General features: G+C 66.8%; 31 protein-coding genes. 13 read left to right on the forward strand and 18 right to left on the reverse strand.

Annotated elements, in window-relative coordinates:
- Positions 1–120: 120 nt before the first annotated feature.
- Both TPR58_RS20450 and TPR58_RS20455 read left to right on the forward strand, forming a co-directional pair.
- A complete protein-coding gene (locus TPR58_RS20450; protein ID WP_346248614.1) occupies positions 121–753 on the forward strand; it encodes a hypothetical protein in 633 nt (210 codons plus the stop codon).
- A gap of 54 nt (positions 754–807) precedes the next feature.
- Positions 808–1197: a hypothetical protein gene (locus TPR58_RS20455; protein WP_346248616.1), complete on the forward strand. Its 390-nt coding sequence runs from the start codon at positions 808–810 to the stop codon at positions 1195–1197.
- A gap of 59 nt (positions 1198–1256) precedes the next feature.
- Here the strand turns inward: TPR58_RS20455 and TPR58_RS20460 are convergent, their stop codons facing one another.
- The 7 genes from TPR58_RS20460 to TPR58_RS20490 form a co-directional block, all read right to left on the reverse strand.
- The gene (locus TPR58_RS20460; RefSeq protein ID WP_346248617.1) at positions 1257–4604 is read right to left on the reverse strand and encodes a hypothetical protein; all 3348 of its coding nucleotides are present in this window, start codon (positions 4602–4604) and stop codon (positions 1257–1259) included.
- Positions 4605–4628: 24 nt separating this feature from the next.
- Positions 4629–6809 carry a hypothetical protein gene (locus TPR58_RS20465; protein WP_346248618.1) on the reverse strand — a complete coding sequence of 727 codons (2181 nt, stop codon included), beginning with the start codon at positions 6807–6809 and terminating at the stop codon, positions 4629–4631.
- A 63-nt stretch (positions 6810–6872) separates the two neighbouring features.
- Positions 6873–7442: a virion core protein, T7 gp14 family gene (locus tag TPR58_RS20470; RefSeq protein ID WP_346248619.1), complete on the reverse strand. Its 570-nt coding sequence runs from the start codon at positions 7440–7442 to the stop codon at positions 6873–6875.
- A gap of 2 nt (positions 7443–7444) precedes the next feature.
- Positions 7445–7894: a hypothetical protein gene (locus TPR58_RS20475; protein WP_346248620.1), complete on the reverse strand. Its 450-nt coding sequence runs from the start codon at positions 7892–7894 to the stop codon at positions 7445–7447.
- On the reverse strand, positions 7891–9693 hold the full coding sequence (locus tag TPR58_RS20480) for a phage tail protein (RefSeq protein ID WP_346248621.1): 1803 nt from the start codon (positions 9691–9693) through the stop codon (positions 7891–7893). Before TPR58_RS20480 ends, TPR58_RS20475 begins: the two co-directional genes overlap by 4 nt.
- Positions 9693–10355 carry a ubiquitin-activating E1 FCCH domain-containing protein gene (locus TPR58_RS20485; RefSeq protein WP_346248622.1) on the reverse strand — a complete coding sequence of 221 codons (663 nt, stop codon included), beginning with the start codon at positions 10353–10355 and terminating at the stop codon, positions 9693–9695. The genes TPR58_RS20480 and TPR58_RS20485 overlap by 1 nt, the downstream gene beginning before the upstream one ends.
- The gene (locus TPR58_RS20490; RefSeq protein WP_346248623.1) at positions 10355–10999 is read right to left on the reverse strand and encodes a phage connector family protein; all 645 of its coding nucleotides are present in this window, start codon (positions 10997–10999) and stop codon (positions 10355–10357) included. Before TPR58_RS20490 ends, TPR58_RS20485 begins: the two co-directional genes overlap by 1 nt.
- A 147-nt stretch (positions 11000–11146) precedes the next feature.
- Here TPR58_RS20490 and TPR58_RS20495 point away from each other — a divergent pair, with 147 nt between their 5' ends.
- The 4 genes from TPR58_RS20495 to TPR58_RS20510 all read left to right on the forward strand — a co-directional run bounded on the left by TPR58_RS20495 (position 11147) and on the right by TPR58_RS20510 (position 12799).
- Positions 11147–11545: a hypothetical protein gene (locus TPR58_RS20495; RefSeq protein ID WP_346248624.1), complete on the forward strand. Its 399-nt coding sequence runs from the start codon at positions 11147–11149 to the stop codon at positions 11543–11545.
- Positions 11542–12093: a hypothetical protein gene (locus tag TPR58_RS20500; protein WP_346248625.1), complete on the forward strand. Its 552-nt coding sequence runs from the start codon at positions 11542–11544 to the stop codon at positions 12091–12093. The genes TPR58_RS20495 and TPR58_RS20500 overlap by 4 nt, the downstream gene beginning before the upstream one ends.
- Positions 12094–12186: 93 nt before the next feature.
- On the forward strand, positions 12187–12474 hold the full coding sequence (locus TPR58_RS20505) for a hypothetical protein (RefSeq protein ID WP_346248626.1): 288 nt from the start codon (positions 12187–12189) through the stop codon (positions 12472–12474).
- Between the two features lie 10 nt (positions 12475–12484).
- Positions 12485–12799, forward strand: coding sequence for a hypothetical protein (locus TPR58_RS20510; RefSeq protein ID WP_346248627.1), 315 nt, complete (start codon positions 12485–12487; stop codon positions 12797–12799).
- Here TPR58_RS20510 and TPR58_RS20515 read toward each other — a convergent pair.
- A complete protein-coding gene (locus TPR58_RS20515) occupies positions 12792–13313 on the reverse strand; it encodes a hypothetical protein (RefSeq protein WP_346248628.1) in 522 nt (173 codons plus the stop codon). The two genes, TPR58_RS20510 and TPR58_RS20515, sit on opposite strands and share 8 nt — an antisense overlap.
- A 186-nt stretch (positions 13314–13499) precedes the next feature.
- Here TPR58_RS20515 and TPR58_RS20520 point away from each other — a divergent pair, with 186 nt between their 5' ends.
- On the forward strand, positions 13500–13958 hold the full coding sequence (locus TPR58_RS20520) for a hypothetical protein (RefSeq protein ID WP_346248629.1): 459 nt from the start codon (positions 13500–13502) through the stop codon (positions 13956–13958).
- Between the two features lie 223 nt (positions 13959–14181).
- Here the strand turns inward: TPR58_RS20520 and TPR58_RS20525 are convergent, their stop codons facing one another.
- From TPR58_RS20525 to TPR58_RS20550, 6 genes are read right to left on the reverse strand one after another with little or no spacing between them, the layout of a single operon-like run.
- Positions 14182–14451 (reverse strand): hypothetical protein, encoded by a 270-nt coding sequence (locus TPR58_RS20525; protein ID WP_346248630.1) that lies wholly within the window; start codon positions 14449–14451, stop codon positions 14182–14184.
- 14 nt (positions 14452–14465) lie between these two features.
- A complete protein-coding gene (locus TPR58_RS20530; protein ID WP_346248631.1) occupies positions 14466–14915 on the reverse strand; it encodes a Bbp16 family capsid cement protein in 450 nt (149 codons plus the stop codon).
- A 44-nt stretch (positions 14916–14959) separates the two neighbouring features.
- The gene (locus TPR58_RS20535) at positions 14960–15997 is read right to left on the reverse strand and encodes a major capsid protein (RefSeq protein WP_346248632.1); all 1038 of its coding nucleotides are present in this window, start codon (positions 15995–15997) and stop codon (positions 14960–14962) included.
- Positions 15998–16028: 31 nt separating this feature from the next.
- Positions 16029–16670: a hypothetical protein gene (locus TPR58_RS20540; protein WP_346248633.1), complete on the reverse strand. Its 642-nt coding sequence runs from the start codon at positions 16668–16670 to the stop codon at positions 16029–16031.
- Positions 16648–16935 carry a hypothetical protein gene (locus TPR58_RS20545; RefSeq protein ID WP_346248634.1) on the reverse strand — a complete coding sequence of 96 codons (288 nt, stop codon included), beginning with the start codon at positions 16933–16935 and terminating at the stop codon, positions 16648–16650. Before TPR58_RS20545 ends, TPR58_RS20540 begins: the two co-directional genes overlap by 23 nt.
- Positions 16932–18845, reverse strand: coding sequence for a portal protein (locus tag TPR58_RS20550; RefSeq protein ID WP_346248635.1), 1914 nt, complete (start codon positions 18843–18845; stop codon positions 16932–16934). The genes TPR58_RS20545 and TPR58_RS20550 overlap by 4 nt, the downstream gene beginning before the upstream one ends.
- A gap of 611 nt (positions 18846–19456) precedes the next feature.
- Between TPR58_RS20550 and TPR58_RS20555 the strand changes: the two genes are divergently transcribed.
- The 6 genes from TPR58_RS20555 to TPR58_RS20580 all read left to right on the forward strand — a co-directional run bounded on the left by TPR58_RS20555 (position 19457) and on the right by TPR58_RS20580 (position 24280).
- The gene (locus TPR58_RS20555; protein ID WP_346248636.1) at positions 19457–19882 is read left to right on the forward strand and encodes a hypothetical protein; all 426 of its coding nucleotides are present in this window, start codon (positions 19457–19459) and stop codon (positions 19880–19882) included.
- Positions 19883–19960: 78 nt separating this feature from the next.
- Positions 19961–20635, forward strand: a complete 675-nt coding sequence (locus tag TPR58_RS20560) for a hypothetical protein (protein WP_346248637.1) — start codon at positions 19961–19963, stop codon at positions 20633–20635.
- Positions 20636–20782: 147 nt separating this feature from the next.
- Positions 20783–21355, forward strand: coding sequence for a DUF4142 domain-containing protein (locus TPR58_RS20565; protein WP_346248638.1), 573 nt, complete (start codon positions 20783–20785; stop codon positions 21353–21355).
- Positions 21307–22800: a L,D-transpeptidase scaffold domain-containing protein gene (locus TPR58_RS20570; RefSeq protein WP_346248639.1), complete on the forward strand. Its 1494-nt coding sequence runs from the start codon at positions 21307–21309 to the stop codon at positions 22798–22800. Before TPR58_RS20565 ends, TPR58_RS20570 begins: the two co-directional genes overlap by 49 nt.
- Positions 22801–23093: 293 nt before the next feature.
- Entirely contained in the window at positions 23094–23588 is a 495-nt protein-coding gene (locus TPR58_RS20575) for a DUF6771 family protein (RefSeq protein WP_346248640.1), read from the forward strand.
- 98 nt (positions 23589–23686) lie between these two features.
- The gene (locus TPR58_RS20580; RefSeq protein WP_346248641.1) at positions 23687–24280 is read left to right on the forward strand and encodes a DUF3606 domain-containing protein; all 594 of its coding nucleotides are present in this window, start codon (positions 23687–23689) and stop codon (positions 24278–24280) included.
- Positions 24281–24331: 51 nt separating this feature from the next.
- Here the strand turns inward: TPR58_RS20580 and TPR58_RS20585 are convergent, their stop codons facing one another.
- The 4 genes from TPR58_RS20585 to TPR58_RS20600 all read right to left on the reverse strand — a co-directional run bounded on the left by TPR58_RS20585 (position 24332) and on the right by TPR58_RS20600 (position 26579).
- The gene (locus TPR58_RS20585; RefSeq protein WP_428835746.1) at positions 24332–24760 is read right to left on the reverse strand and encodes a hypothetical protein; all 429 of its coding nucleotides are present in this window, start codon (positions 24758–24760) and stop codon (positions 24332–24334) included.
- A 191-nt stretch (positions 24761–24951) separates the two neighbouring features.
- Positions 24952–25425, reverse strand: a complete 474-nt coding sequence (gene ybaK, locus TPR58_RS20590) for a Cys-tRNA(Pro) deacylase (RefSeq protein WP_346248642.1) — start codon at positions 25423–25425, stop codon at positions 24952–24954.
- Between the two features lie 129 nt (positions 25426–25554).
- The gene (locus tag TPR58_RS20595; protein WP_346248643.1) at positions 25555–26220 is read right to left on the reverse strand and encodes a hypothetical protein; all 666 of its coding nucleotides are present in this window, start codon (positions 26218–26220) and stop codon (positions 25555–25557) included.
- 62 nt (positions 26221–26282) lie between these two features.
- Entirely contained in the window at positions 26283–26579 is a 297-nt protein-coding gene (locus TPR58_RS20600; protein ID WP_346248644.1) for a hypothetical protein, read from the reverse strand.
- Between the last annotated feature and the right edge of the window lie 15 nt (positions 26580–26594).

Consider the following 26594-nt stretch of genomic DNA (forward strand, 5'->3'; position numbering starts at 1 on the left):
ATTTGCACAAGGGACGACTGCGTAGGGATCTCGCCATTATCGAGCAGTCTGGGCGCCGAAGGGGTCGAGCCGGGCGCAAAAAGCTCGTACCCTAGGCGAAGATCGGGGGGATGAGGCGCGATGTTCGACATTGGATGGATCGCCGGCGCGGTTCTGATGACAGCAGCAGGTGGGGTAACGGTCGACGCGCGCGCTGGACAGTCGACAGACTGGTCGAGGGCGGTTGTCGGTCACTGGTACTGGTCTCACAGCGCCGCCAGCCTGCACTATTATTTCGATCAGGATAGCATTTCCGGCCCCGACACCGACCGACGGGTGCGCATCGCCGTGAACACCGACGCACCGGTGATCGACTCCGCCTGGCAGACGATGACCTTCTCCTTCGACTGCAGGGCGCGAACTTACCGCATCCTGGCGTTCATCTCCTATCCGCCGGGAGCAAGCGCGAGGCCCCTCCGCCGCCCACCCGAATTTCTCACGCCGACGCGTGCCCCCATTCCGTCCCTGCAGAACGATCTGATCGACGCCGCCTGCGACGATGATCTGGGGAGCATGGTCGAACTGGGACGGCCGCTTGAGGACGCGGCTCACCTCGCCCATCTGCTGGGCCCGCTGGTCCGCAGCGACCTGCTGCTGGCCGGGCCGCTGGCCGCCGCCTCACGCGAGAAAGTCCGCGCCATGCCCGACGAGGAGCTGGCGCGGTGGGTCAAGCCAGGACGCACCGCCCAGGTGCGGGCGCTGCTCGAGCGCTAACGCCCGAACCCACCGCATTCTGCGGAACCACCACCCGATCCCGAGCACGACACCATGAACCAATCCCCCGACGCCAACCCCGCCCCAGCCCGATCCGCCGGCCCGGGCATCCTGCGCCTGCTGGTGATCCTCATCGCGCCATGGCTCCTGGGCTGGGGCGCATTTCTGTATGTCCATGACCAGCGCAGGGTCGCCGCCCTGACGGAGGCTCAACAGCACCAGGCCTATGTCGACCAGGTCGCCGCAACGCCGAACCGCCGCCCGTACCATGAAGAGGAGATGAACCGAGGCATCGACCGGCACATCGCGGCGCAGCTTCGCGCCAATGCGGCGGCGGAACGGATCACCCTTGCCCTTTGGGCGCTGGTCCTCGGCCCCCTCACGGTCCTGTGGTTCGTGCTCGGCGGCTGGTGGGTATGGCGCGGGTTTACGGCGCGTCGCTGACGGCGGTGGCGACCTCTCCGGACAGGTGACGTGCAAGTGAACGAGGTTCGACCTGCGGATCAGCGCGCCGCAGTTCCTCTCTTTGCCGGTGCCCCGGCCGAACGAGGCCGCGACGAATCATATCCGCCAGCCTGCCACGGGAATCCGAGAGCGTCGTCGCCATGCGAATGCCCATAGGGCAGATCGCCATTGAGAGTCTGGGCAATCTCCCGAAGCCCATAGAATGATGCCGCCGGGACTAGCTTCTGCCATGCCTGCTTTTCGCCCAATGTGGCGGGCGATCCTCGCCACTCGTTGACCGCGCCCTGAATGGCAACCGGAAGGTCATCGGCAAACATTCCGACGACCGATCCTGCTAGAGCACCTGCAGGGCCGATCCGTGACAGGTCGTCCTCCGGTGGCGTCGGCCTTCCGCGATCCACGCCGGTTGCTCCCGGACTCACTCTCGCCCCGGCCATTTCCAAAGGCGTCTTGAACGGATTGAATGCGCTACCCGCATATCCGCCACTCACTTTCTCGGCTGTGTTGGCAAGGTCGAAGGCGAGCGCAAACATGCCTGAATTGTCGAGCCCTTCGCCGATGAGGAAGCCAGGATTGCGCGCCTTTTCCTGAAACTCGTGAAACGCCGCGTCTCCTTCTCCGCGAGCCTTCAGATAGGCAGTCAGCATTCCCAACGTCGACATGCCGACCATGCCGGAAATAAAACGCGCGCGCCCCTCCTGCATTCCGCGCAGCAGCACCTGCTGATGCGATGCCAAGGCGACGCTCCGGAATTCCGCGATAAGTTTTCCAAGCGGAGTGTGGATGAACAGCGGCAAGTCCCCGACGCCAGGCGTCACGTTGGTCATATCAACATCTTTGGCAACCGCCGCGCGGAAGACACGCACGGCCTCCGCATTCGTCCAGCGCTCGGTCCTTGCTACGAGGACGCCATCGATCGTTTCGCCATGGCTGGCAAACTGACGCCGGATCGTCTTCGCCATATTCGCATCGATCCCCAGAAAAGCCAGCTTTCGCGCATCGAGCTTTCCAGCCAGGATCATGTTCTGTGACAGGATGGAGGTCATCCCCTTGATGGCGTCATTCCACAGCGTGATCCCGCTCCACCGCGTGCCACCACGCGCCATGTTCTCGATCAGGCGCTCGATCGGCGTGCCGGCGGCCATCTCGTCGGCAAGGCTGCTCAACGACGACATCCGCTGCGCCAAAACCCGATCGAGAACCAACCCGGCCAGCTTCGCTTCAGCGAGGCTGAGCTGAATCCCGCGTCCATTGCGCATCAGCGGGATGAGCCCGTCTGCCATATACGCAGACAGGCCATGCGTCATCGCAGGTCGATAGATGGTGGAGAGAGCCGACTCGACCGTGCCTCCCAGTTTCCGAACGAAATCATAATGGCCAAGCGTCCGAACCACGCGACCGAAGGTGCTGGCATTTTCCACCGCCTTGTACGTGCCACGCACCAGGTCGCGCACGGCCTCGATGTCCCGCAGGTCTGCCTCCTCACGAGCCTTCAGCCGCCGTAACTCTCGCTGATCGGTGACTCCCTGCCTCAGAAGCGCGTGGTCCGCGGAAATCTTGGCGAGTACGCTGGTCATCATTGGATCGCCAAACCGACGCGTCAGTTCGATGTCCGCCGCCATCGTCCGAATGTAGCGCGAGACAATCTCGCTCGCGTCGGTTTCCAGGACTCCCTGACGGACAAGGACGTCGTCAGATACCGGCAGCGCATTGGCCTCCAGCCCCCCGACACGGACGGGCGTCTGGAAACTGGGGGCAACCGACGTGCTGGCGCCGTAGTCACGCCCCGTAAGCACTTCGTAGTTCCGATCTACAAACCGCTCCGCCATGTCTCGCAAGTTTGGCGCGGTCGCGGCGTCGAACGGGTCAAGCCGACCGGCACCGGATCGGATCTCCCACAGCGTACGGAAATCACTGCGCAGCGCATCTCGCTTTCGCGTCAGCGCCGCGTACTTTGCAGCGAATTTCCGCGTCGGCCGCGGTCCTCCGGCGGGGGATGCGGGGCGTCGAGATCTCGACCCTCCTCCCGCTTGGGCTTCCGCGACCCGTAATCGAGCCTCCTCGGCGTCCAGAGCGCGCTCCTCATTGAGATACCGCGTCGCAGACTGACGATACTGGCCGTCCGCCCAGTTGTGCACATCCTGGTACCAGACCGGCTTGATCTGCCCTTCCTGTTCGATCAGCATCTTTTGCCGGAACAACCGCGGAAGAAGGCTCTCTGCCATCTGTTCCCCGGCTTGCGGGTGCAACAGGCCCAGCCGCGCAGCATCGTCGTTGAGTTCGACGATCACCTTGCGCAGCGCGAGTGCCGCCTGCGCGACATGAGCATCGGGCGCGCGGTCCCCCTTGCGCATCGCGGTGGACACCGCCTCGTTGAAGTCGTCGCGCGTCAATTGTCCGCCGAGCTTGCGCATCTCTGCGTAATTGTCGTCGATCGCGGTTACGGTGCGTGCTGTCAGGTCGTTCTGTCGAATTGTAGCAAATCGAGAGACGGCAGGCCCAAGGGAACGTCCCTGCGCATGCATGGTCTGAATGGTTGCGTTTTCCGAAAGCTGCTGTCCGGTCTCACGCGCGACAACGCTCTCGCTGAAGTTCAGACGGAGATTGGGACTTAACTTCTGTGTTATGCGCGCAAGCTCGTTCGCAGCGACCCCGTCCACCGAGAGATCACTCAGGTTCAAGGGGCCGAAAGCCGGTGGCGGATCGAGACCATTCGGGCCGGCCGATGGCGTGATCGGTGGGATCCCGCCTGAGGCCTGATTTATGGCATTTCGCGACAGATAAGTGATCGACGATCCGAGAAGCCCCGACAGGACGACACTAGCGCTGACAGAAATCGCACTCTCTTGAAACGTGCGCGTGACTTGAGTGGCGTGGAGACCGGCTTCCTGAACCGCGGTGCTGACCCCACCTGCAGCCGCGGTGCGGGCGCCTGCCTTGAGAATGGTGTAGACTCCGCGCGCGCCCTTCACCACCTGGCCGCCGACCGGGATCAGCATTGTCGGGTCTGCAAGGTTGGCGATCAGCGTCGCACCCATCGCCATCGCGCCGCCTCGCGCCAGAATGTCGCGATCGGCCATCTCGCGATCATATTGCGCCTTCAGAGCGGCGGTATAGCGCGCATTGCCCGAACGAGCGAAGATCTTCCATGCGGACTCGTATTTCGTGCCCTTGATGTCGTTCCAGACATCATAGTTCGGATCGATGCGTTGATCGGCGGTCGCGAAATTATAGAGCCCCTGCCAGGCAGAGAACAGCAGATTGTCTCGGCGAAAGGCTGCGCCGAAAATCTCTCCTGTGGTCGGATCACCGGGTCGGCGGGCTACGCTGAAAGTCTGGGGCGTAACGATGGTCAGCTGCGAGCGCTTTTCGGGCACGAACGGCATGGCTTCCTCCAGCCTCAATCAAAATTAGAGATAGGGAATGAACGTCGGCACGACTGGGCCGTCCGAAAGAGCGGTTTGTGCAGCCTTCGCTTTTCGCAAGCTGGCCTCGTTGGCTCTACTCGCCGCGTTGGGATCAGCCTGCCAGAAATGGGGTGCTACTTCCCAGATCAGATGACCGTTGCGAGCATAGGCATAGTATAGCCGGTAGCGCGCCGGCTGCCTTGATTGGTAATCGCTATCGGTCACCCCCAACACCGTCTGAAATACGATCCTGCTGGGATTGTCTTTCCGACCCTTGAGCTCACGCACGGCTTTCATGGCGTCCTGAAACACGTAATCATGTCCGCCATCGATCGGGTCATATGTCAGCTCGATCGGGTAAGCAGTGATGGTGCCGCCTGCGCTGACGCCGAACATCTGCCGGAACTTTTCTCCCGCCACCGCCCAGGCAGCTTCAGGGTCGGTATCCTTCTCGACCTCGTTCCGGAACAGCTCGAAATAGATGTCCCCGGCCAGCGCCCTGCTCGCTTCGTCATGAAACTTCGCGCCCGGAAACATGCCCTCCGGCGCGCCCTTCCCGCGCCAATAGTCGCGAAGGACCGAAATGGGCAGGCCGCGCATCGACAATTTGCTGCGATATCCCGGCGTGGTCTCATCCACAGCACGTCGAGCAGCGTCTGCCGAATCGATCCCGAAGTTGAGGTAATGATTGAACAGGACACCGACGCGTTCCGGGCGGTCTGCACCGTCCATCCCGAGAAACACCTTTGGGTTGTGGCGCAAGATGCCCCCGAGCGTCGCGGCTGCTTCGCTGCTCATGCCACGATCTTTTGATTCAAGGCCCGCGCGAAGCGCCTTCACTCCTGCCGTTGCAAGGATACCGGTAGAGTTGAAAACCTGAAGCGCAGCGGTCAGCGACGCGCCTTGGACTGCCACCACCGCTTCCACGGCGCGGGCATCGTCCTTGTTCGTCGAGCTCCAGGCATAATTAGGGTTCGCGAACTTCCTGCTCGCGGCGTCCAGATCACCGGTGCGCTGCATGTTCGCCCGCGCATTTGCTTTGGCGAGCGCCGCGTAGCTGCGAAGATCAGCAGGGGAAAGCTCAGCTGCGGTTGACCCAAGTTGCGTGACGGAGGTGAAATTTGCTCCACGTGCCTTCACCTTTTTCGAGGCGTCGTCTCGCGCCTGCGAAAAGCCTTGGTTCAGCGCCCGCTGCTGAACATCCACCCGGCCGAAAAGATATTGCAGGGCGGCGTCTTTTTGCTCCGGCTCCCACTTCCCTTTGACAGCCTCAAGCTCGATCCGTCTGACCGCATCATGCAGGTCGATTTCGGGCAGCTTAAACGCCCCCTTGCCCTTGCCGGGTTTGGCAGTCGGGTCTTCCGCAAAACGCAGTGCAGGAATGAGCGCGGTGACGTCGGCCTCAGCCTGACGTCTTTGGCGTGGATGCTTCAGTTCGTCATCGATCTTGCGAAGATCGTCTATCGTAAAAACACTCTTGTTTTCAGCAATATAAGCTTCCGCGTCCGTTATGCGACCCTTGCCGCTCATCGCGAGCGCGACCATCGTCACATACGCCGAATCGATCTCGCGAAGACGCGCGGCACGCGCATCGGGGTCCAGAATTCCCTCGCGATCGAGTATATGGTTCTGCGTCTGTTGGGCAGCGGTTCGAGCTTCCTCACGCGCGTTGGGGTCATCCCAATGAGTGCCGCCCATGTTGAACGCGGTCCTCAGCCGCCCGTCGAGGCCTGCACCTCGCGCGACATCGATCTGCACCAATGAGTGCACTTCGATGTCGTTCAGGTGAACCTGGTCATAGGGCGCGATCGTATCCAGAAACATCGCGCGCATTCGAGGCGACGTCGTCCGCTCGGCATGGTCACTGCGGAGTTGCTCGATTTCCTTCAGCAGCGTCTCGCGCTGCTCGACCGCCGCGTCGCCCCGAAGTGCCTTGAACTTGGCAACCTTTTCCTGGACTTCAGTCTGATACGCGTTCGCCTCCTTCAGGCGTCCGCGATCGTCATTCTGCAGGTCGATCTCATCCTGCACCTCCGCTGCCTTGCCGATCGCGCCGCCTAGCGACGTCATCCCGGCGCCAAGGCCGCCCAGGGCGCCGCCGCCATTGTTCGCAGGTTGAAGTCGCGCGCCGCTCAGCGGAGCCAGCGCTACCGTGTTTTCCCGAAGGATCGGAACTCGTGCCATGTCCTCGGCCTATCGGTCAGCGGGCAGCTCGCGGATCGCTTTGCACAACCCGCGCCCCTGGGATCAGGCCCGGATGATCGGGGTGGACATCGTAGTCTTGGAACCAGATCCAGCAGCCTTGCCGACGATCTTGGGATTCCGCGCCGCGTTCAGCTTGTCATACTGCATCGCCCCGCCCAGGATCGTCGATCCGATCTGGAACGCGCCGTTGATCAGCGCGCCGCTTGCCGCCTGGCGCGACGCCTGCGCACTGGCGCGGTAGTTGGCGGCGTTGATCTCGAACCCGCGCGTCTCGCGCATCGAATTCTCGCGCAAGGTCGCCGCGTCCTGCTGGCCGATCACCGCCGCGTCGCCGCGCACATTGGCGGCGCTGCCAAAGGCGATATCGATGCCGTTGGCGGCAAGCGCGGCATTCTGCTCACCCATCAGCTGGGCGGTTCGCTCCTGCAGCTTCTTGTCCTCGATCCGCCCGCGCTCGAGCGAGTCCCGCGCGGCATCATTCTCGATGCGCGCATTGCGGTCGGCGACCTCCGCCTGGTACCGCGCCTGCTGCGCGGCGGCGATGCTCGATGCGCCGGTGCCGATTGCCGACACGGCAGTCGCCGCCACCGTCAGCGTCAGGGGATCGCACATCTTCAAACCTCCTTGTGAAACGGAACGAACTCGACGCCGCCGATCATCACGGCGGCATCGTCGATGCCGAAACCCCAATGCCGCAGCATCCGGATCGCATCGCGATTGCCGCGCGCGACATGGTTCTCCAGCCGGGGAAAGCGCGCCTGCATCTCGCTCAGCACATATCGGCCCAGCACCAGCAGTTCGCGCGGGAAACCGCGCACCGCATCGGTGCCGAGGAACCACACGCATCCGCGCCCCTCGATCGCACTGATCGGCGTCACGCCGAACATCGCGATCGGCTTGTCCTGCATCAGCACGGTCGCGCTCAGCGCCGACGCCGCCAGGCCCAGCCGCAGCGCCTGGCGCGGCGTTCGCCCGAACGCCGCGCACTCCGCCCTGTCCCATTCCCGCATCGCCCGCGCGATCGGCGCGACGTGCGGGCGCCGCGCCTCGGCCAGCCGGATCACGCCTCGCTTACCACCGGATCGAGGAAGACCGAGGTGACCGTCATCGGCAACGGCTCGCGCGAGCGGATGAACAGCGTCGCCTCGCCCGCCGTCACCGGCTCGGTCCCGACCACCGCCGCACCGGTGAACAGCGCGCTCGGCGTGCCCAGCGGCTCGGTGGTGCGTGCCCGGGGCTGCTGCATCCGGTCCAGCCGCCGCCCCACCTCGATCGCGCCCAACCGGGTGTCCGCCACCTGCACGACGACATCGCCCAGCATCTGGCGCTTCGCCTGGATCGATCCGCTCTCGGCCTGCACCGCCAGCGGCAGCGTCTCGATCAGCGCCTCATATCCCAGGCCGATCGTCACCAGCCGCGATGCCTCATGGCCCAGATCGACCCAGCCCGCGCCGTCGCATGCCAGCCCGCGGATCGCGAAGCCGTCCGCCATCGCGTCCACGGTCGCGCCCGCAAGATGCGGCACCAGGAAGCGCCGCTGCGGCGCCTCCAGCCGGAAGGTGACGGCGCAATCGAGATAGCAGCTGAGGTCCAGGTCGCTCCACTTGGCGGATGCCAGCCGCTCGAGGAAGCGCCGCTTCACGCCGGCGATCTCGCGCTCGACCACCCAATAGACGCGGCTCTCCCCGCCCTCCGGGATCGAACAGATGGTCTCGACCTTCCCCGCCGTCTCGCACAGCGTCCATCCCCAGACCTGCTGCTCAAGCTGCCAGGTGAAGGTCGGCACCTTGCCGTCGCTGCGCGCGGTCCACACCACCGACAGCGGCTCCTCGGCATAGGCCCAGGACGCGATCGTGTGTCCACGGAACAGCTCGGGCGAAAAGATCGACACGTCGTTCGACCGGTAGCCCTCGATCTCGAAGGTGAAACCCAGCGAGCGCACGCCCGATCCCACCGCCGGCTGAAAGAACACCGCCTCGTCAAGCACCAGCGGCTTCAGCCGCGACGCGCCGCGGCCCGACTGGCGCTTGGCCATCGGCGGCGGCGCGGCGGACAGGTAATCGCCGTCCGATCCCGCGATCACGAACACGCCGTCGCCGGTCAGCGCAATCAGGTTCTGCAGCGGCACCAGTGCATGGACCGAATTGACCTTCTGGGCAGAAATCCGGATCGAGATCGCATCGTCGGCGCGCGCCGGCCGGGCAATGTCCATGTTCGCGAAATCGGCCGATCGCGACGTGAACACGCCGTTCGGAACCTCGCGCGTCCGCGCCCAGATCAGCCGCTGGTCGAAGAACGTCACGGTCGACGGATTGCGGTTCGGTCCGAACGGATTGTTCGCCTCGGGGGGACCGTCGCTCAGGTCGGGATCGATATTGTCGTCGGTGAAGCTCGTCCCCTGGGTCTCGCCGATATAACCGAAGGCGGATTCATGGTTCGCCTTGTACACCCGGTACCGGTTGGCGCCGGTCACGGCGCCCCAGGTGACGAGATTCTTGTTGCGCTTCAGCGTCAGGTCGTTGCTCGCCGACGCCCCGCTCGAAGGGCGGCTTTCCTGGCCGGTCACGTCGTTGATCGCGGTGACGGCATAGGTCGCCAGCCGCGGGAAATAGGCGTTGCCGCCATTGTCCGCATCGGTGTTGGCCACCGTCGCATGCACTGCGGCACCGGCCGGCGCCGCGATCGTCGGTCCCAGCGTCACCGGCGCGAACGCCCAATTGGTATGGCTGCTGCGCACCAGCTGGGTCGGCGCATGGTTCAGATGCGCCAGGTACACGACGTCGAACGCCTGGACATGGTCCAGCTCGGCCAGCTCCTGCTGATGATAGGGCGTGGGCGTGCGAAAGATCCGGGCAACACTCATCAGTAATGCGCCTCATATTCGAACCAGCGCCCGCCGCCGCCTCCGCCGCCACCACCGCCGCCGACGGGCGGCGGGGGTGGTGCCGGCACCGGTTCGGGCACGGGCGGCGGCGGCGGCGGGGGCGGCGGCGGCGCGCTGCGCATGATCGCCTCGGCATCGCCCTCGCCGGTGAACGCGCCGAAGCCGGTGCCGTCCACCGGCACGGTAAAGCTGCTCTCGCTCGTCACCGTGACCTTCAGCGTCAGCCCGTTCAGCTCGGTCATGCCCTTCACCTGCTGGAAGAACACCTCGTCGCCGGTAGAATAGCCGTGATGCGACGCGGTGATCCGCACCGGATTGGTCCGCGTCGCATTCTCGATGACCAACCGGTCCTCGATCATCATGCCGCCGCTCACGCCCAGCCGCATCGTCGTCTGGCCGAACAGCATGGCATAGCTCGCCTCGTACGCGCCCTCGAAGGGGATCAACCGCTGCGGCCCGTCCTTGATCTCGTACACCAGCCGCGTGCCCGGCCGCTTGGTCAGCCCGCCATATTTCAGGATCAGGACGTTCTTCCCCTGGCGGATGCCGGCGGCATAGGGGGCGATGTCCTGCCGCCCCCACAGCTCCTTCGACAGGACGCCCTTGCTGAAATTATGCTGTCCGATGCGCGGTCCCGCCATCACGCCCTCCCCAGGCCGATCCGCGCCAGCTGAACCTCGGCGACGAAATCGCCCGGGGTTTCGCGGTCGCGGTTCATGTCGCTTGCCTTGGCCCGCTCGCGCGCCACTTCGGCCAGCTGCATCAGCTCGCCCTGGCGCGCGCGGTCCTTCTTGATCGGCATCACGATCCGCGCCGCCAGCTCCAGCGCCAGCGCGCGCGCGAACCGCGCCGGAAACCGCGCCTCGTCGGGCGCATTGGTCACATATTCCAGCGTCGCGGCGGGCAGGTCGGCATACAGCACCCCGCCCGCAATCCGGTACGGCTCGCCCGCCTCGCCCCCGCGCAACCGCCCGCGCCACGACCATCGCCCGCCATCGGCCGACACGTCGTCGGCGCTGTAGCGGAGCAGGTGCCGCGGCATCGCCAGATCATGCGGCAGCGCGTAGGCGTGCGCCCATTCCGCCGGCCGGTCATTGGCGATCTCCGCCAGCACCGCGCGCCGGATCGCGAAATCATATCCGTGATCCTCCAGCAGCATCTCCAGCGCGGGGCGATATTGCTCCCGACACTGCGCCGCCTCGATCGAGACGTCATCGATCGTATCGATCCGATCCGCCGGCAGCTCCGCCACCGCCATGTTCCATAGTGCAAGTCTGGAGGTCATGCCGGCGGGGTTAGCGCGGCGGCGCGCGCGACGCGGTCGCAATGCACAGGCGCAATTTCGTCCCATGCTCGAGGCCCGGTTGCAGACACGCGCCAAATGAGTAATCGACACTCACCCTGCGCCCAGCGCGATCGGATAGTGGATCAGATGACAGCCGAGAGCGGCGTAACCTGCCACAGCATTCAGGAGGTGGCGTCGGTCGAGGACGGCATCGTCCAGATCGCCTTCGACCTCACCGGATCTCCGGCCGGCTATCTTGTCATCTCGCTCCCCGAAGACCTCGGGGCGACGGCCGAGTTTTTCGGAGAGAATCATTATGCCGAGGTGGCCGACCAGGGTTTCGGCGGATATGGGGCAATCGACGCTATCGCGATCGACAATGCTTCACGGTTTCGGGTGAATCTGAAAAACCCGGTTCCCGGGATCGGTGCAACACTGACGATTGTCACCCGATCGCCCATGCCGGACCTGATAGTCGATCAGTTGCGACGGCTGGAAAGCACACCGGGCGGGGCCGATGGCAACTCGCCAGGCTTCCCCCCATGATTCAGTTTCACCCCGGACCTGCCCCGGCCCGTGCCGGTCTCGGCGATCAGGGCGATCCCGGATCGGCCTGGCTCGAATGGCCCGATCCGAGCCAGTCGATCGATGCCATCGTCCCCAATGCGGTCAGGACCAGCATTGCAGAGGCGCTGTGCCGGGTCGGCGCGGTCACCTTCTGCCTCAAGCGGCCCCATCCCTCGATGGTCGTCACCCCGGTCCGCCAGGGACTTGCCGGCCGGCTGCTGCGCGGACCGCTCCGCCAAGGCACCACGCGCGACCCTCAGGCGGTCGAACTGCTCTTCCACGATCCGCTTCAGGCCTGGTGGCTCGGATCGGCGGTCGCGCTCGTGTCCGATCCCGATGGCCCGCTCCCGCTGCTGGACGCGGCCGCCTGGCGCGCGCTGACCGGCCGTCGCTGGATCGAGGTGGCCCGCGGCCACCCGTCGATCGACGCCGCGCTTCGTGCGGGCGTCGATGGCGAAATGGCCGGCTGGTGGAGCCGGAACCCGGCGCTGCGCGACCGGTTCGCCGCGACGCTTCCCAACGCGTGATCGACCGCGCGCCCACCGCATCGTGCGAGATGACTGGACCTTCGCAATCGATGATGAAACAAATCGGTCACGCAAGGAGGGTGGAGGGGTTTGATGTCGGCGCTGCAAAACCCCGTGAAGTCGGTGGTGTCCTACGGCTTCCTAACGCTTTCGACGCTGTTCCTGCTCTGGGTCGCCTCCGAGATTCACGACGTTCACCGCTGGTATGCGGCGCAAGGGCATGATGGAGATCACTATCCCTATGTGCCGTTGTTCGTCGCAATGGCCGCCCTCGCGACGGGATTTCTGGTGGTGCGGACAAGGGTGTGGCCGGCGGCGATTCCAACCACGGTCCTCGTTATGCTGCTAAGCTACGGCTATTGGCTGGGAACGGTCGCTTAAGGTCGAAACGATGGCGGTTCGCCCACCCAGCGTCGGACTAGGCGGCGACGGCGACGAGATCGATGCGATCGAGGACGTCGAACGCACGCTGGGTATCCGGCTCGACATTTCGGACGCCGGAAACTGGCATACGGCCGGCGATGTGTTCCGCTCGGTCGTCGCATCGATGCCGGCATCCGAGCACGCCGATCCCGACCTCTGGGCGCGTTTCGCGACAGCCTTGTGCGCCACGACTGGCGTCGACCCGCGCCGGATCGAGCCGGCCAGCCCGCTGCTGTCCCAGACTCACCTGACGCTCTGGCCTTTCACCCGCCGCCTCAGGTAACCCAGCTATCCACGCATTTGGCCGTCCACCCGGCGGCACCGCGCCGCACGACGCACATCATGCCGTAGCCAAAGGCGCGCGCGCCGCCCGGCTCTTGAAACGACACCTCGGTAATGGCCAGCATGCCGTTTGCGGAAACGATCGGATGGGTAAAAGACACCCTGTGCAGGTGGCCTTCCTCGTCAACCCGAGGCGCAGGATCCGACACCGGCATGCACAGCGGCCGATACTTCTCCTGCGCATAAAGCGATTGCCTCGCCGCCAGCCCGTTGAACTCTGTCGCATTCATCGCAAGGCGCTTGCGATAGTCGGGAACGAATTGCGTCAGATCGATTACGCGAATGGAGGGATCGATATCCCGTGGATAGGCCAGATGGTCGCTGCCGATCGCCGCAGTATAGGCAGCTTCGATAATCCGGCAGGTCGGGTCGATCGGTGCCGCGGCTTGCCGAGCGTCCATGAATGCCGAGCCGCCGGCAAACAGGAGGCTCCATAGCACCGCCCCGGTGAACATATCGGCTCCTCCACGCTATCCGGCACCAGCCTATCCGCGCAGGCACGCGTCGCAACAGCCGCACCGTCGCTTGCATCCGGAACGGACTCGATTTCACGCCCGCGAATTAGGGGCCGTTTTCGAAATCGACTCGCTCACCGCGCCCGTGCCATTGCCAACGCCGTCGCACGGTCCATCATGGGCCCGATGCCGATGATCCTCAGCCTGCTCGCCCTTCTCGCCGCGCCACCAGAGCCGGCGCCGCCGCGCACCTATCTTCTCTCGATCGTCGAGGTGCCGCTGAAGAACGACCAAGCGCTCTCCGGCTTCGCCATCGAAACCTGGGGCGTGCGGTTCGAGGCAGTGTGCCACTTCCCCTCGGGCTGGACGCTCCGCGCCGGCAGTCGCGCCACCCCCGACGGCGTGCTGGAGGGCAATGGCAGCCACGGCGCCACTTGGCTGAGCCCTGGCTCGACCGCGGTGCTCGACGATCTCGTCCTGGTCACGCTGGACGGCCCACTCGACGCCGGCAGTCCCGACGTCCGCCCACCGACGTTCGCCGGCAGCTTCGCCATCGAACTGCCCGACGATGAGGAACCCACACCCGTTCGCCTCACCCTTGCAAATATCCGCCTGACACCGGCGACCGCCTGCCCTGCCCGATGACGCGCCTGCCCCCTGTATAGCGCTGGCGCTTGCCATCCCGTTCGCCCGGGCGACTGCCCTCAAGCGCATCGCTCGGCGAGGTGCGCGGGCTTCGACCAGCTCGGCCCGAACGGCGGGCGTGAAACAACGCCCCCTCTGCGCCTCAGCGCCTCTGCGCGCCCAAAAGCCAACGGCCGCACCGGGCACCCCGCCCGATACGGCCGCCAACAACGCCGTCACCGACTCACCGCCCTCGCGACACCTCGATCGCCCGCCGGATCGCCGCCACCGTCGCATCCGGCGCCACCGCCACACCGTCCGCCGCCGCGACCGCCAGCAGCTCCGCCTTGCGCAGTCCGCTCAGCGCCGCCGGTCGGCGGGGCAGCGAACCGCCCCGCCTCCCGTCGCCGTCGCGGTCCAGCGGATCGGCCACGCCCGCCCCGCCCTCGCCCGGCGGGACCGCGGCATCCACCAGCTGCCCGCCGACGAACGCCTTGCGCGGGATGTGCGTCACGCCCGCCGCCACGATCAGTATCCGTGGCTCTCGGCCGGCGGCCGCGACTGGACCGGGCTGTCGGTGGTCGAGGTGACGCCCGCCGTCACCCGGCCGGCGGTATAGTCGCCGGCATTGGTGGTATAGCGAAAGCCCAGATAGGCCTTGCTCAGCGGCGGCAGCGCCACGTCGATCGGCCGCTGGCCTGCGGCCAGGTTCACCGTGCCGGCGCCGTTCAGCACCGTGCGCGAGAACAGCGAGACCACGCCCGTGGTCAGCGCGGCATTGTCCGCCTCGATCACCTCGAAGGTGATGCCCGTCGCGGCGCCGTCGGGGGTGAACCCCGTCTCGATCTGGCAGAAGGCGCGCATCCGCCGCCCGCGATCGGCGCCGGCCAGCCCGGTCACCAGGATCGAATCCGTCGACACCGTGTCGACGGTCACTGCCTGCTTGTCGGAGCACAGCAGTTGCTTGTCCGTGTTCATGCTCTTGGTTCCTCTGTCGGAATGGGAAAGGGATCGCCGCCCGATCAGGCGACGACGCGCGCCTCGTCGACGTTCAGCGCGTCGATCGACCGGATCGGGATGCCGTCGAACACCGTCACCTTGCGCCCGCCGATCGTGTCGAAGCCCAGCAGGCCGCGCCCGCCGCGGCTGTCGTGCAGGGCCTGGCGACGCAGGAACCCGCCCAGCGGACGCGGCACATAGAAGGCGGCGTTCGGCCCGATCGACTGCACCCGCTCGATCATCTGCGCCATCGCGTCTTCCAGGTCGGTGCCCGTGCTGCGATCCTTGGTCAGCAGCGAGAAGTCGATGTTCGCCGCGCGCACCGCATGGCGATGATCCTTCACCGACAGGCCGCAGTCCCACTGGAAGAAGTCGGAATAGCCCAGATAGCTGTTGCCTTCCTCGTCCAGCACCAGGTCGCCGATCGGGAAACCGTCCGGGCCCGATGCCAGGTTGGCGGTCGCGTCCATGTGCATCAGCCCGGCCTTGGTGCCCTTGGGGTACAGGCCGGTGACCGTGTCCTCGCCCCAGTTGACCAGCCACATCGACCGGTTGTCGACGCCGGTGCCGCCGCAATCGATGATCCAGTCGCCGGTCACGCCGTTCAGCGAATTGTACCGCGGCGCCAGGCCGGTGAACTCCTTCGATTCGATCGCGGAATTGCCGTAGAACAGCGTCTCGGCGAACTCCTCGTTCATCGCGTCGAAGAACGGCTTGGCGAACGCCATGCGCGATTTCGCCGGATTGCCGCCCAGCACCGCCAGGCTGCGGTCCATCTGCGACGTCGCGGCCAGTTGCGCCGACGCCTCGTCGAACGACCCGACATTGCCCTTGGTCCGCGGCACGCCCTGATTGTACCGGCGCCAGCTGACGCCCGGCTTGCTGGTGCGCACCCAGGTGCGCTCGCCGGTCACCAGATTGCCTTCCTTCCAGCTGATATCGTCCAGGATCGCATTGTCCTTGGTCAGGATCTCCGCAATCTGTCCCTGCGCTTCGCCCGCCTCGCCATAGGCGGCGGTGACGTCCATCAGCGTCGCCAGGGCCCCGTTCCGTACTGCCATCTCGTCTCGTCCTTCTGCTTGAGTTTCGGTCTCACCGGGCCTGGAATTCGGCGCCGTAGAGCTTCTGTTCGGCGGCGCGCGGCTGACGCACGGCATCGCCGCGCTCGAAGCTGCCCTCGCCCAGGTCGCGGCCGATCTGCGCGACGAAGCGGATCAGGTCGGGGTGATTGCCAAGTCCACTCTCGTCGAGCAGCTGGCGCAGGCCCTCGCCCGCCTTCAGCCCGTAATGGTCGAAGGCGCGCGCCGCCTCGCTCAGCGTGCGGGCGCGGTTCTGGCCGCCGAATTCGGGATCGGCCTCGAACGCATCGGCCCATTCGCGCCGGGTCGTCGCGGCATCGGTCATCAGCCGGTCGCCCGCCTGGCGCAGCCCGGCGTCGAACATCCGCCGGCCGAACCCGGCCGCGACGGGCACCAGCTTCTGCGCAGCGTCGTTCGACAGGCCCATCTCGCGGAACACCGGATCGGCCTCGGCCAGCGTCTCGCCGTCCAGCGTGAAGCCTTCGGGCATGTCGAGCGCATAGGCGTCGGGCAGGCCGCCCGCGGCGCCGGCATCGGCCGGATCGCCGCCGGCACCGCCCAGCAGGCTCGCCTCCTCGCCGCCGGCATCGGCCTCATCGACGGAATAATCCGTCTCCGCTTCGCTTGCCGCGTCATGCATCATCTGGTCGGTCACTCGTCATCTCCTCGGGGGTCGCCTCGCGCAGGATCGTCGCCAGCACGGTTTCGGTGGTCGCGCCGGGCGGCAGTCCCGCCGCGGCGATGCGGATCATCTCCAGCGCCAGCGCCCGTGCGCCCTCGCGCTGGTGCATCTGTCCGTCGCCGCCGGCGCCGCCCGGCAGCCACAGCCCGCCCAGCCGGGCGAGCCGCAACAGGAATCGGCGAAACGGCGGCGACGTCATCAACAGCTTCATGTCCAGGTCGATGCCGCCGGGGGTCATTCGCCGCCCCCGCCCAGCATCGCCGCCAGCGCGCCGCCGCTGCTCGCATCGGCCTCGGACAGCAGCCGCGCGGCCTCCGCCCCGTCCTTCACCGCGGGCATCATCGCCGCCATCTGCTCGGCCTGCTGCGCCTGGGCCCGCTGCTCGCGCATCTGCGCCACCGCGCGCGGATCGCGCAGCCCGCTGCTGACCGCGCCCGACCGCTCCCAGTAATCGCGCACGATCTCGTCGGGATCGATATTGTCCGCGGCGCCCGGAAACGCCGCCGCCAGGTTGCCGACGAAGCTCACCGCCCGCTCGGTCTGGCCGATCCCCAGCATCCGCTGCGCCTGGGCCAGCACCGACACGAAATCGGTGCGGATCTCCGCCCCCTGCAACTCCTGCGGCGGCGGCGGCAGCACGTTCAGCAGGTCGCCGCGCGAGTCCAGGATATCGCCGATCCGGTCCGACGCCACCTGCAGCAATTCGACATTGGCGCGGTCGGTCACCGGGCCCAGCTGGGTCAGCTGCTCCTCGTGCCGGCGCATCAGCTCCTCCATGTTTCGCGGCTGGACGCCGGCCATGTTGGTGATCGCCATGAACAGGTCGGCATAGGTCATCCGGTCGATCGCCTGGCGCGCATCGACGACGTCGCGGCCGACCACCTCGATCGTCTGCCACGGCAGTGCATAGACGGGGCGGATGCCGGGGCTGTTCATGTCCAGCGCCGCCACCGTCGTGTGATTGCCCGGCAGCATCCCCACCCGGTCCACCGTCGGCGGCCCCCAGGTCGGCGGCTTCACCACCATGTCGGTCGCCTCGCCCTTGCGCTTGGCCTGAAGCTGCAGCGCGCGCATGTCGGGCAGCGCCTTCTTGCCGCGCCCGGTGCCCCACACGTCGCCGGCCAGCGTTTCCCATCGCGGCGCCATGAACGGCTGCGACCGGTAGCCTTCGATCGCCAGGAAGGCGCGACGATCGTCCTGCCCCGCTTCCCATTTCATCGACCGGTATCGCATGCCGATCCTGCCGATCCGCCCGGGCACCCATGCCGGGTTGGGCTCGATCAGCTGGCGAATGGTGAAGCGCTGCTCGTAATTGCCCTTGTCCCACGCCTCGCGCACCCGCGTCGTCACCCGGTCCCAGTGCATCGTCTTTCGATCGAACCGGTCGGTGACATAGGCGCCGACCATCTGCCGCGCGGTCAGGGTAAAGCTGCGCGCCAGCGCATCGGGGCGCAGGTCCTCGCCCAGGGCGATGCCATATTCGCCGACGGTCAGCGCATGCGCCACCAGCTTTGGCGACGCCACGCCGTCATGGTTCTGCAACAGGATCGCGCCGGTGCCGAAGCCCGCCATCTCGCCATAACAGGCAAGCAGCGCCTCATAGAAATTGGACGCGGCCAGCGCCGAATAGACCAGCTTGTCATAGGCTTCCAGCCAGACGCGGACGGGGTAGAAGTCCATCAGCCCCTCGTCCTCCAGCACCGACTTGCGCCACGGGCGCGAGCGCGAGGACAGGCCGGACAACATGCCGTTGGCGCAGATCTCGAAGCTGCGGATCGGATAGCCGTCGTACAGATTGGCGCGCGACGACGCCTGGGCGCGCAGCCGCGCCCGATTGCCCTCGACCAGCGCGCGCGAGCGCGACGGCATGCACAGCCCGGCAATCTCATACCATTCGGCGACGACATCGCCCGGCGGCATCATCGACTTGAACCGATGCTCGCAATGCGTGCGCAGCGCCGCATCCTCGGCGCGCCGCACCTTCTGGGCCTGCTGAGCCTGCACCCGCCGCGCCGCCGCGTCGCGACCGCCATCGCCATCGCCGCGCGGTGCCGCACCCGGCGCCGCACCGCCCGTTGCCGCGCCGCCGCCTTCGCCGGCCAACGGCGAAGCCGGGCCCGCCTGCCCGCCAGGGAATTCACCCGCCATGCGCTCAGACGCCCGTGACGTTGGTGGTCGCCGCCGGCCCGCCGGCCGCCGCGATCATCGCCGCGGCATAGCCCCGCCGCCGCCGGTCGCGGTCGAGCAACCGCATCCGCGGATCCCCGCCCGGATTACGCGCCGCCTGCCGCTCGGGCGCCGCAGGAACATCAGGAGTACCACCCACGCACATGACCAAACTCGCCTGTTGTTTCGGCGATCGGGGTAGGCGCGTGGTTGGGGGTTAGGTGGGGGAATGCACAGAGGGTGTCGCCATCCCGACGCCTGAACCGATTGCGGTTGGATGGCACCGTTCCGGGCTTCACCCTGCATCGGCAAGACTGTCGTCCGGACACGGGCGAACGCCTGACCTCCGTTCGGGCTGAGCTTGTCGAAGCCCGATCACGCCAACCGGCCAGCGCCTCGCAAACCCGTTTCGATCGTCTCACGGTCCGTTGGGACAGGTCATCGGCAAGACACACTCGGTCGTCGCGCCGCCATCACCATAGGGAACGCGCATCGTCCCGTCCTCACCAGCGACCCGTTGCGCCAGCGACATGCGCCCTTGCCCGGCTCGACATAGGGCATCATCCTGCGCTTTTACCTATCGAGGCCTTTCGATGCGCCTGCCCCTTCTCCTGATCGCCCTTGTTCTCGCAGCCCCGGCCCACGCCCAATCCGCGGATACCGAGGCCGAGATCGACCGGCTCTGGACCGAAAACGGGACCCGGCTTCAGGCCGGCGGGATCGATCGCCCCGCCTTCCGCCTCTACCATTACTGGTCGCTCGGCCAGTATATGATCGGCATGTGCGCGCCGCACCTGCCCGAAAGCGACGTCCGCCGCTGGCGCGACTGGTGGCGGGACAAGCCGCTGGTGCGCGCACCCGGCGGGCCCGAACTGCTGGAGGGCGGCACGCTCGCCTATGACGCCGGCGTTGCCGACCGGAAGCGCAATGCGATGTCGCGCGACCAGTGCCTGCCCGCCGTCACCAGCTGGGCGCGCGAGTTCGAGACGGTGGTCGCGATGGCCGTCGAAACACCCTGACGCCGGCGTAGCAGCGGCAGCCGTCGGATTTGGCTGGACGCTACGGGCCATCAGTGGGAAGCACGGTCTGGGGGGCATATGAAAATCAAACATCAAATCTGCACTGCGATCGCCACGGTCGCATCGCTTTGGACCGGGGCGGCGCAAGCCCAGCCTGCGCAAAAGGCGCAATTTTCCATCGGCAGCGTGGCGATGGAGGTGCCTGCTCCGGATGGGTTCTGCCTGCCCACCAAACAGGCGGCGGCCGTGCTGCAGATGCACGACCGGCTGGACCCCGTTAACGCCACGCTCGCGATTTTCCTGCCCTGCGCTAAGGCAGACGACCCCAGCTCAGCCGATTTTTTTGTGATCAAGAGCCCGAGAGCGATGACCAATACGCCGGTTACGCGATCGCAATTGATCAAGACGCTTCGAGAGCAGAGCTCGGCTCTCGGCGATTCCGAGCGCATACTTTCGGACGATGACGAAACCGCTATCAACGAGAACGCGAAGGAGAATGTGGGTGTCGATCCCAAGGTCAAGACCGACCTGCGTGTGATGGGAACCGACGAAGATTGCGTGTACATGGGCGGCACTGTCCTCGTCGCTGCAGTGGAACCTGCCGCGACCAGTGTCGTCGGCGTATGCATTTCTGCGATCGGTAATCGCATGTTCGCGGCGTACCGGTTCATCCCCGGGAGTCAGATGAAGGAGGCTCGCCCACTCCTGCCCTTGGCACGCAAGCTGGCAATGTCGGTCCGGTTGAAGCGCTGAGACTCACTCGACGGGGAGCAGCGTTTCGGTTTCTCCGCCGGCTCACTTGCTCGCGATCTTCTCGAAATGGGAGGCCGATCTCACGCGGAACCCGGCACCCTCCAGTGCGTACGCCCTCCCAGGGTCACAACCCAGGGAGAGAAGACCATGAAAGCATTATTGATCGCCGCCGGTGCGGCCGCGATGACCTTGGCCGGTTGCGCCACCACCCGCGACGAACCACCCGAAATGGCGATGGATCCGTCGTCGCCGCTCGCCGCCCCCGGCTTCATGCGCCTCGCCGCCAGCAGCGACCTGTTCGAGATCGAATCCAGCCGCCTGGCGCTCCAGCGGTCGCAGAATCCGGCGATCCGCGCCTTCGCCCAGATGATGATCGACCATCACACCCGCACGACCCAGGACCTGATGCGCTGCGCCGCCGATGCCGGGCTGCCGCCGCCCCCGCCGGGCCTGATGCCGCATCACCGCGATGCGCTGGAACGGCTGCGCATGGCGCCCCCGGGCGAGTTCGACACGGGCTATAAGCGCGAGCAGATCACCGGCCACCGCGAGGCGCTGGCGCTGCATCGCAACTATGCCGATCGCGGCGACAACTCGAACCTGCGCCGCTGCGCCGCCGCCACCTGGCCGATCGTCGAGCGTCACCTGCGCGAGGCCGAGGGGCTGCCCGAATGGACGCCGCCGCCGCCCGCACCGCGCCGCGCGGGCGAGCGCGGCTGACCGGCATCCTCGTGCCGATGACGCAAGACACCGACCTGCGCACCCGGCTTCGCCGCCGGGTGCGCCTTGCCGTCGCCGCCGGCCTCGCGCTGGCGGTGGCGTTGCCCGTGCTGCCCGGCCCCGCCGCGGCACAATCGGCCTCGCGCCGCGCGCCCGCGCCTGCCCCGGTGCGCGCCCAGCCCGTCTTGCCGGATCCCGAGCTTGCCGAGGCGCTGCGCCGCTCGGGCGGCATCCCGCGCGAGGTCGAGCGCTTCTACGCAGCGCGCGACTGGGCGCCGTTATGGGTCGCGAACGGCCGTGTCGGACGCGCCGCCGATACGCTGATCGACCTGATCCGCACCGCCCGGCTCGACGGGCTCGATCCCGAGTCCTATCGCCTGCGCCCGATCCTCGACGCGATCGACCGCAGCACCGACGGCTCGCCGCGGTCGCTGGCCCGGGCAGAAATGCTGCTGACGCGCGGCTTCATCGCCCTGGCGCGCGACATGGCGCGGCCGCGCGACGTCGGCGTGATCTATGCCGATGCCGAGCTTCGCCCGGACGCACCCGATCCGGGCGACCTGCTGCGCCGCGCCGGCGGCGCGCCGGCGCTGGGCGCCTGGCTCGAACGCATCGGCTGGATGAACCCGGTCTATGCCGATCTGCGCATGGCGGCGATCGCCTGGATCGGCGAGGGCGATGTTCGCGACCGCGATCCCGACAAGGTGCGCCTGATCCGCACCAATCTCGACCGCGCCCGCGCCCTGCCGGAGGGGCATGGCGGCCGGTTCGTGCTGGTCGACGCCGCCGCCGCCCGGCTGTGGATGTATGACCAGGGCCGCGTGGTCGACACGATGCGCGTCGTCGTCGGCAAACCGACCGATCCCACCCCGATGATGGCCGCGCTGATCCGCTATGCCGCGATCAATCCCTATTGGAACCTGCCGCCCGACCTGGTGCCCAGCCGCGTGGCGCAGGGCGTGCTGGCCCGCGGCCCCTCGCACCTGAAGGCGCGCAATTACGAGATCCTGTCCGACTGGACCGAGGACGCCCGCATCCTGCCCGCCTCGGCGGTCGACTGGCGCGCGGTCGCCGACGGTCGCACCGAGCTTCGCGTGCGCCAGCGTCCCGGCCCCGGCAATCCGATGGGGCGGATCAAGTTCATGTTCCCCAACGAACAGGGCGTCTACCTGCACGACACCAACGAGAAGGGCCTGCTGCGCGGCGGCGAACGGTTGTTCAGCGCCGGCTGCGTCCGGGTCGAGGATGCTCCGCGCCTGGCGCGCTGGCTGTTCGGCCGGCCCGTCCCGCTGACCGGCACCCAGCCGGAACGCCGCGTCGACCTGCCCGGCGCGGTGCCGGTCTATCTGACCTATCTGACCGCATCGGCCGTGGACGGGAAACTGGTGTTCCGCGACGATGTCTATGGCCGCGACGATGCAGGCGGCGGCTACCGGACCCGTTGAGGCCAGGCACCGCCGGGCGGAGAGGTCAGCCCCTCCACCCGGCGTTCAGCGCAGCGAGAGTTCCCCCACTCGCGCGCCGTCCCGTTTCCGAGCCCCCCAGCCGCGGAAAACGCCGTTCGCTTAAGGGTAAAGACAACGGTGACGCAATCGCGGCACAACTCATTATGGGGATGATCCACAGCGGCACGGTCCAGGCGCCCCAGCCTGCAAGGCACGCGAAAAGGCATTTCCAACCAAGCTGCCGAGGGGTTCTCACGCAACCCCTCCGCGCGGCGCGCCAATGAGCTTCCGCGATGCGAACCGATGAAGCAGATCGCACACAAAGGCACAAAGCCACGAACAACGCCTTTCGCGTCCCCTACCCCGCCGGCAGATCGTATCACCTGCCCCTTTGTACCTTCGCGTCTTTGTGCGCCAATCAGCGCCGCCTCGATCCATTCGCGCCCACTGAACGGGCGAGCAGAGGCACAAAGCGTGCCATCGCCTTCCACTCGGGCGGGGCCCCTCTTCGTGCCTTCGTGTCTTCGTGTGAGTCCAACCTGCTTCCTGAACCCCTCCCCAATGTTCACTATATGTTCTATAATCAAGCGATGAGCCGAGTCGCACCCGAAGCCGCCGATATCTCCGCCGCCATCTTGTCCGCGCCCGGCTGGGCACGCGTCGCCATCACCATGCCGGACCCGCACATGCGCGAACGCGGCGCCGACGAGCTTGCGCGCGCCATCGCTGCGACCCTGACCAATGGCAGCGGCGAGGACCACCGAGATCAACTTCCCCTCGGGATCTAGTGCCTTCGGGGTTTCAACCCGCCGGGGTTCAGACCTTCATACTGCTGAGGAAACCCCGGCGGCAGGCAAGCGTTGGGTGCGAAACGAAAGGATTTCGCATGACGCATCAGCGCCCGATCCCCGAGGATCAGACTTCGCCCTACCCCATCCAGCCCGCCCCGATCGAGGCGAGCTCGCAGGATGACCCGACCCCGGTCGAGACGGAAGCGAGCGACTCCGCACCCGACGGCTCGATTGGCGGACTGTCCACCCGGGTCCTGACCGTGGGCGCCGCAATCGGCGTCGGCGCGGTGGCGGCGGTCGGCGGCTTGATCTATTCGCGCCGCGCCCGCAACGCGAAGGCAGAGGCGAAGACCGCCAAGGCTCCGGCAAAGCCGCGCAAGGCGCCGTCCGGTAAATCCGGCGGCGGCAAGAAGGCCAATGGCACGAAAAAGGCTCCGGCCGCCAAGGCGTCCGCGCCCGCCGCCGCCGCGACGGCACCCAAGGCAACCGCGTCGAAGCGCAAGTCGGGTGACGACAAGACCATGCGCGACGGTCGCGACCGCGCCAGGGTTTCGGCCAGCGAGCCCTATGAGCTGAAGTACTTCGCCCGCAAGCACGGCCTGAGCGCGGACGATGCGCGCGATATCATCAAGGCTGCCGGCTCGGACCGCAAAAAGGCGAACAAGCTCGCCGAGGACCGCAGCCGCTGAGTCCGCGACAGGCGGGCCGGAGCGCCGCCGGCGCCCGGCCCGTCCAGCGACCTATCGCGTCGCGACCGTCTTCGGCTTGGTATAGGGCACGAAATCGCCCAGGCTGACGAACCCGGTCTGGAACCCGGCGGTGCGATCGCGCAGCGTGATCACGTCCAGATTGCACAGCTGGCTCGAGATCGTCCGGCTGACCAGAATATCGTCGTCGTCCAGCGACTCAGCGCCCGATCGCGGCCGGTTGACGTACAGGGTCGATCCCATGCGATACACGATCGCGGTACCGTCGATCACCGTGCTCTGGCCGGTGCTGCGCAAATTGATGCAGCTGACCGGCTTGCCGGCCTCGCGGCCCTCCAGCATCTTCACCAGCTTGGCCTCGCCGGCTTCGGCACTGCGCGACTGGGCGAACGCGCCCGGCGCGATGCACAATGTCGCGGCCAGCGCCGCGCCCAGCGTCATCGCCTTCTTCATGCTCGACATCGCTTCCACTCCACAAGCGGCGGCCCGCGCCGCCTTTTCCAGAATATAGGCATGCGGCGTCCGGGTTTCGAGGTGCCGCCACCCCGACTCGCGGGGCCAGCCCGATGCTCGCGACCCTAAAAGCGCGCGGCTTTCGACAGGCTGAACGTGACGCAGGCGAAACCGCTGCGAGCGTGAAAAAGGGCCAGTCTTCAGGCGACCAGCGCCGCCGGGATCGCCCCCAGCACCCTGACCGCGTCGCCGGGCGCCATCCGCACCTGCAGCCCGCGCTGCCCGCCGTTCAGATACACCAGCGGATGCGCCAGCGCGCTTTCCTCGATCACCACCGGCACGCGGCGCTTCTGACCGAACGGGCTGATCCCGCCGACGACATAGCCGGTCATCCGCTCGGCATCCGCGGGCGGCATCATCGCCGCCGCCTTGCCGGCAACCGCCGCGGCAAGCTTCTTCATCGCGATCTCGCGGTCCGACGGCACGATCGCACAGACCGGCTTGCCGTCGACCAGCGTCATCAGCGTCTTGAGCACCCGCCCGGGATCCTCACCCAGCGCCTGCGCCGCCTGCATCCCGATCTGCGCGGCGTTCGGATCATAGTCATAGGCAACCGCCTCGAACGCGACCCCCGCCGCCTTCAACGCCAGCGTCGCCCGCGTCCCCTTCGACATGCCATTTCCTCGCGCGCGACCGATCCCCGCCCGCTTGCGGGAGGGGCCAGGGGAGGGCCTGTCCAGGCAAGGCCCCGCCGAATAAAAACCGCTCCCACCCCCGCACGCGGGAGGGGAGAAGACATCCGCCTACTTCTTGACCTGGATCGCCATCGCCAGCTTGCGCACCTGGGGCAGCAGCGGCTGGGTGCCCGACATCTTCGTCCCGGCGGTGTAGCGATAGACCATCACCATCCGCCCGCCGATCGCGGTCAGGCATCCGGCGACGTTCAGCGACACCGTGGTCCCGGCGCTGGCGGCAACGACGACCCCGCCCATATAGGCGCAATCGGTATCGCGCCCCAGCGGACGGATGTCCGTGGTCACCTTCACGTCGGTCCCGCTCAGGTCGCTCAGCGCCTTGCTGCTGTCCTGGCCCGCCTTGGTCGACAGATTCTCGACCGAGAAATTGGGATTGCTCATCTCGGCGGTCAGCGCCTTCAGCAGTTCCTCGCGCTCGACCGTCACATCGACCAGCGTCTTGATGCTCTTGATCAGGAAATAGTCGGAGTTGCGCGCCTGGCTCATCCGGTCGCACGGATAGAAGGACGCCAGCGTCGCATTCTCCTTGTCCGCCGCCTCCGCCATCTTCGCGGCGGCCTGCGCCATCCCGGTCGGCACACAGAAGCCCGCCGGCGGCGCGACCTCCATCGCGACGCTGCCGACCGAAAAGCTCACCTTGCCGGCGGTCTGCGCACCCGCCTGGCCGGCAACCAGCATCGCCGCCGCAATCGCGGCCTGCATTCCGAAACGCATCTTGTCCCCCGTGTTGAATCCCGTTTCGCCATCTGGGCGCGCTGCGGCCACGCTGTCCAGCCCTAAGCGCGCGGCCGCCACAGCCCCAGTGCCGCACCGACCGCCGCCCCGACCAGCGCCGCCGACGCGGTCCCCCCGGCAAAGATCAGCATCGCCACGAAAATCAGCGGCCCGCAATCGGGGTCGCTACAGATCACGAGCCGCTCGCTATAAATCAACACCGGATAAAAGGTGACGATCGGCGCCAGGGCGATGATCAGGATGGACACCCACCACCGCCGCCGCCCGAGCCACCACATCACCGCCCAGGCGATCACGCCCCACAGCAGCGCGGGCGCCACAAAGATCACCACGTCCATATCGTCTCCCTGCCT

It is taken from the genome of Sphingomonas rustica (assembly GCF_039652585.1).
In the GTDB taxonomy this organism is placed as follows: domain Bacteria; phylum Pseudomonadota; class Alphaproteobacteria; order Sphingomonadales; family Sphingomonadaceae; genus Sphingomonas; species Sphingomonas rustica.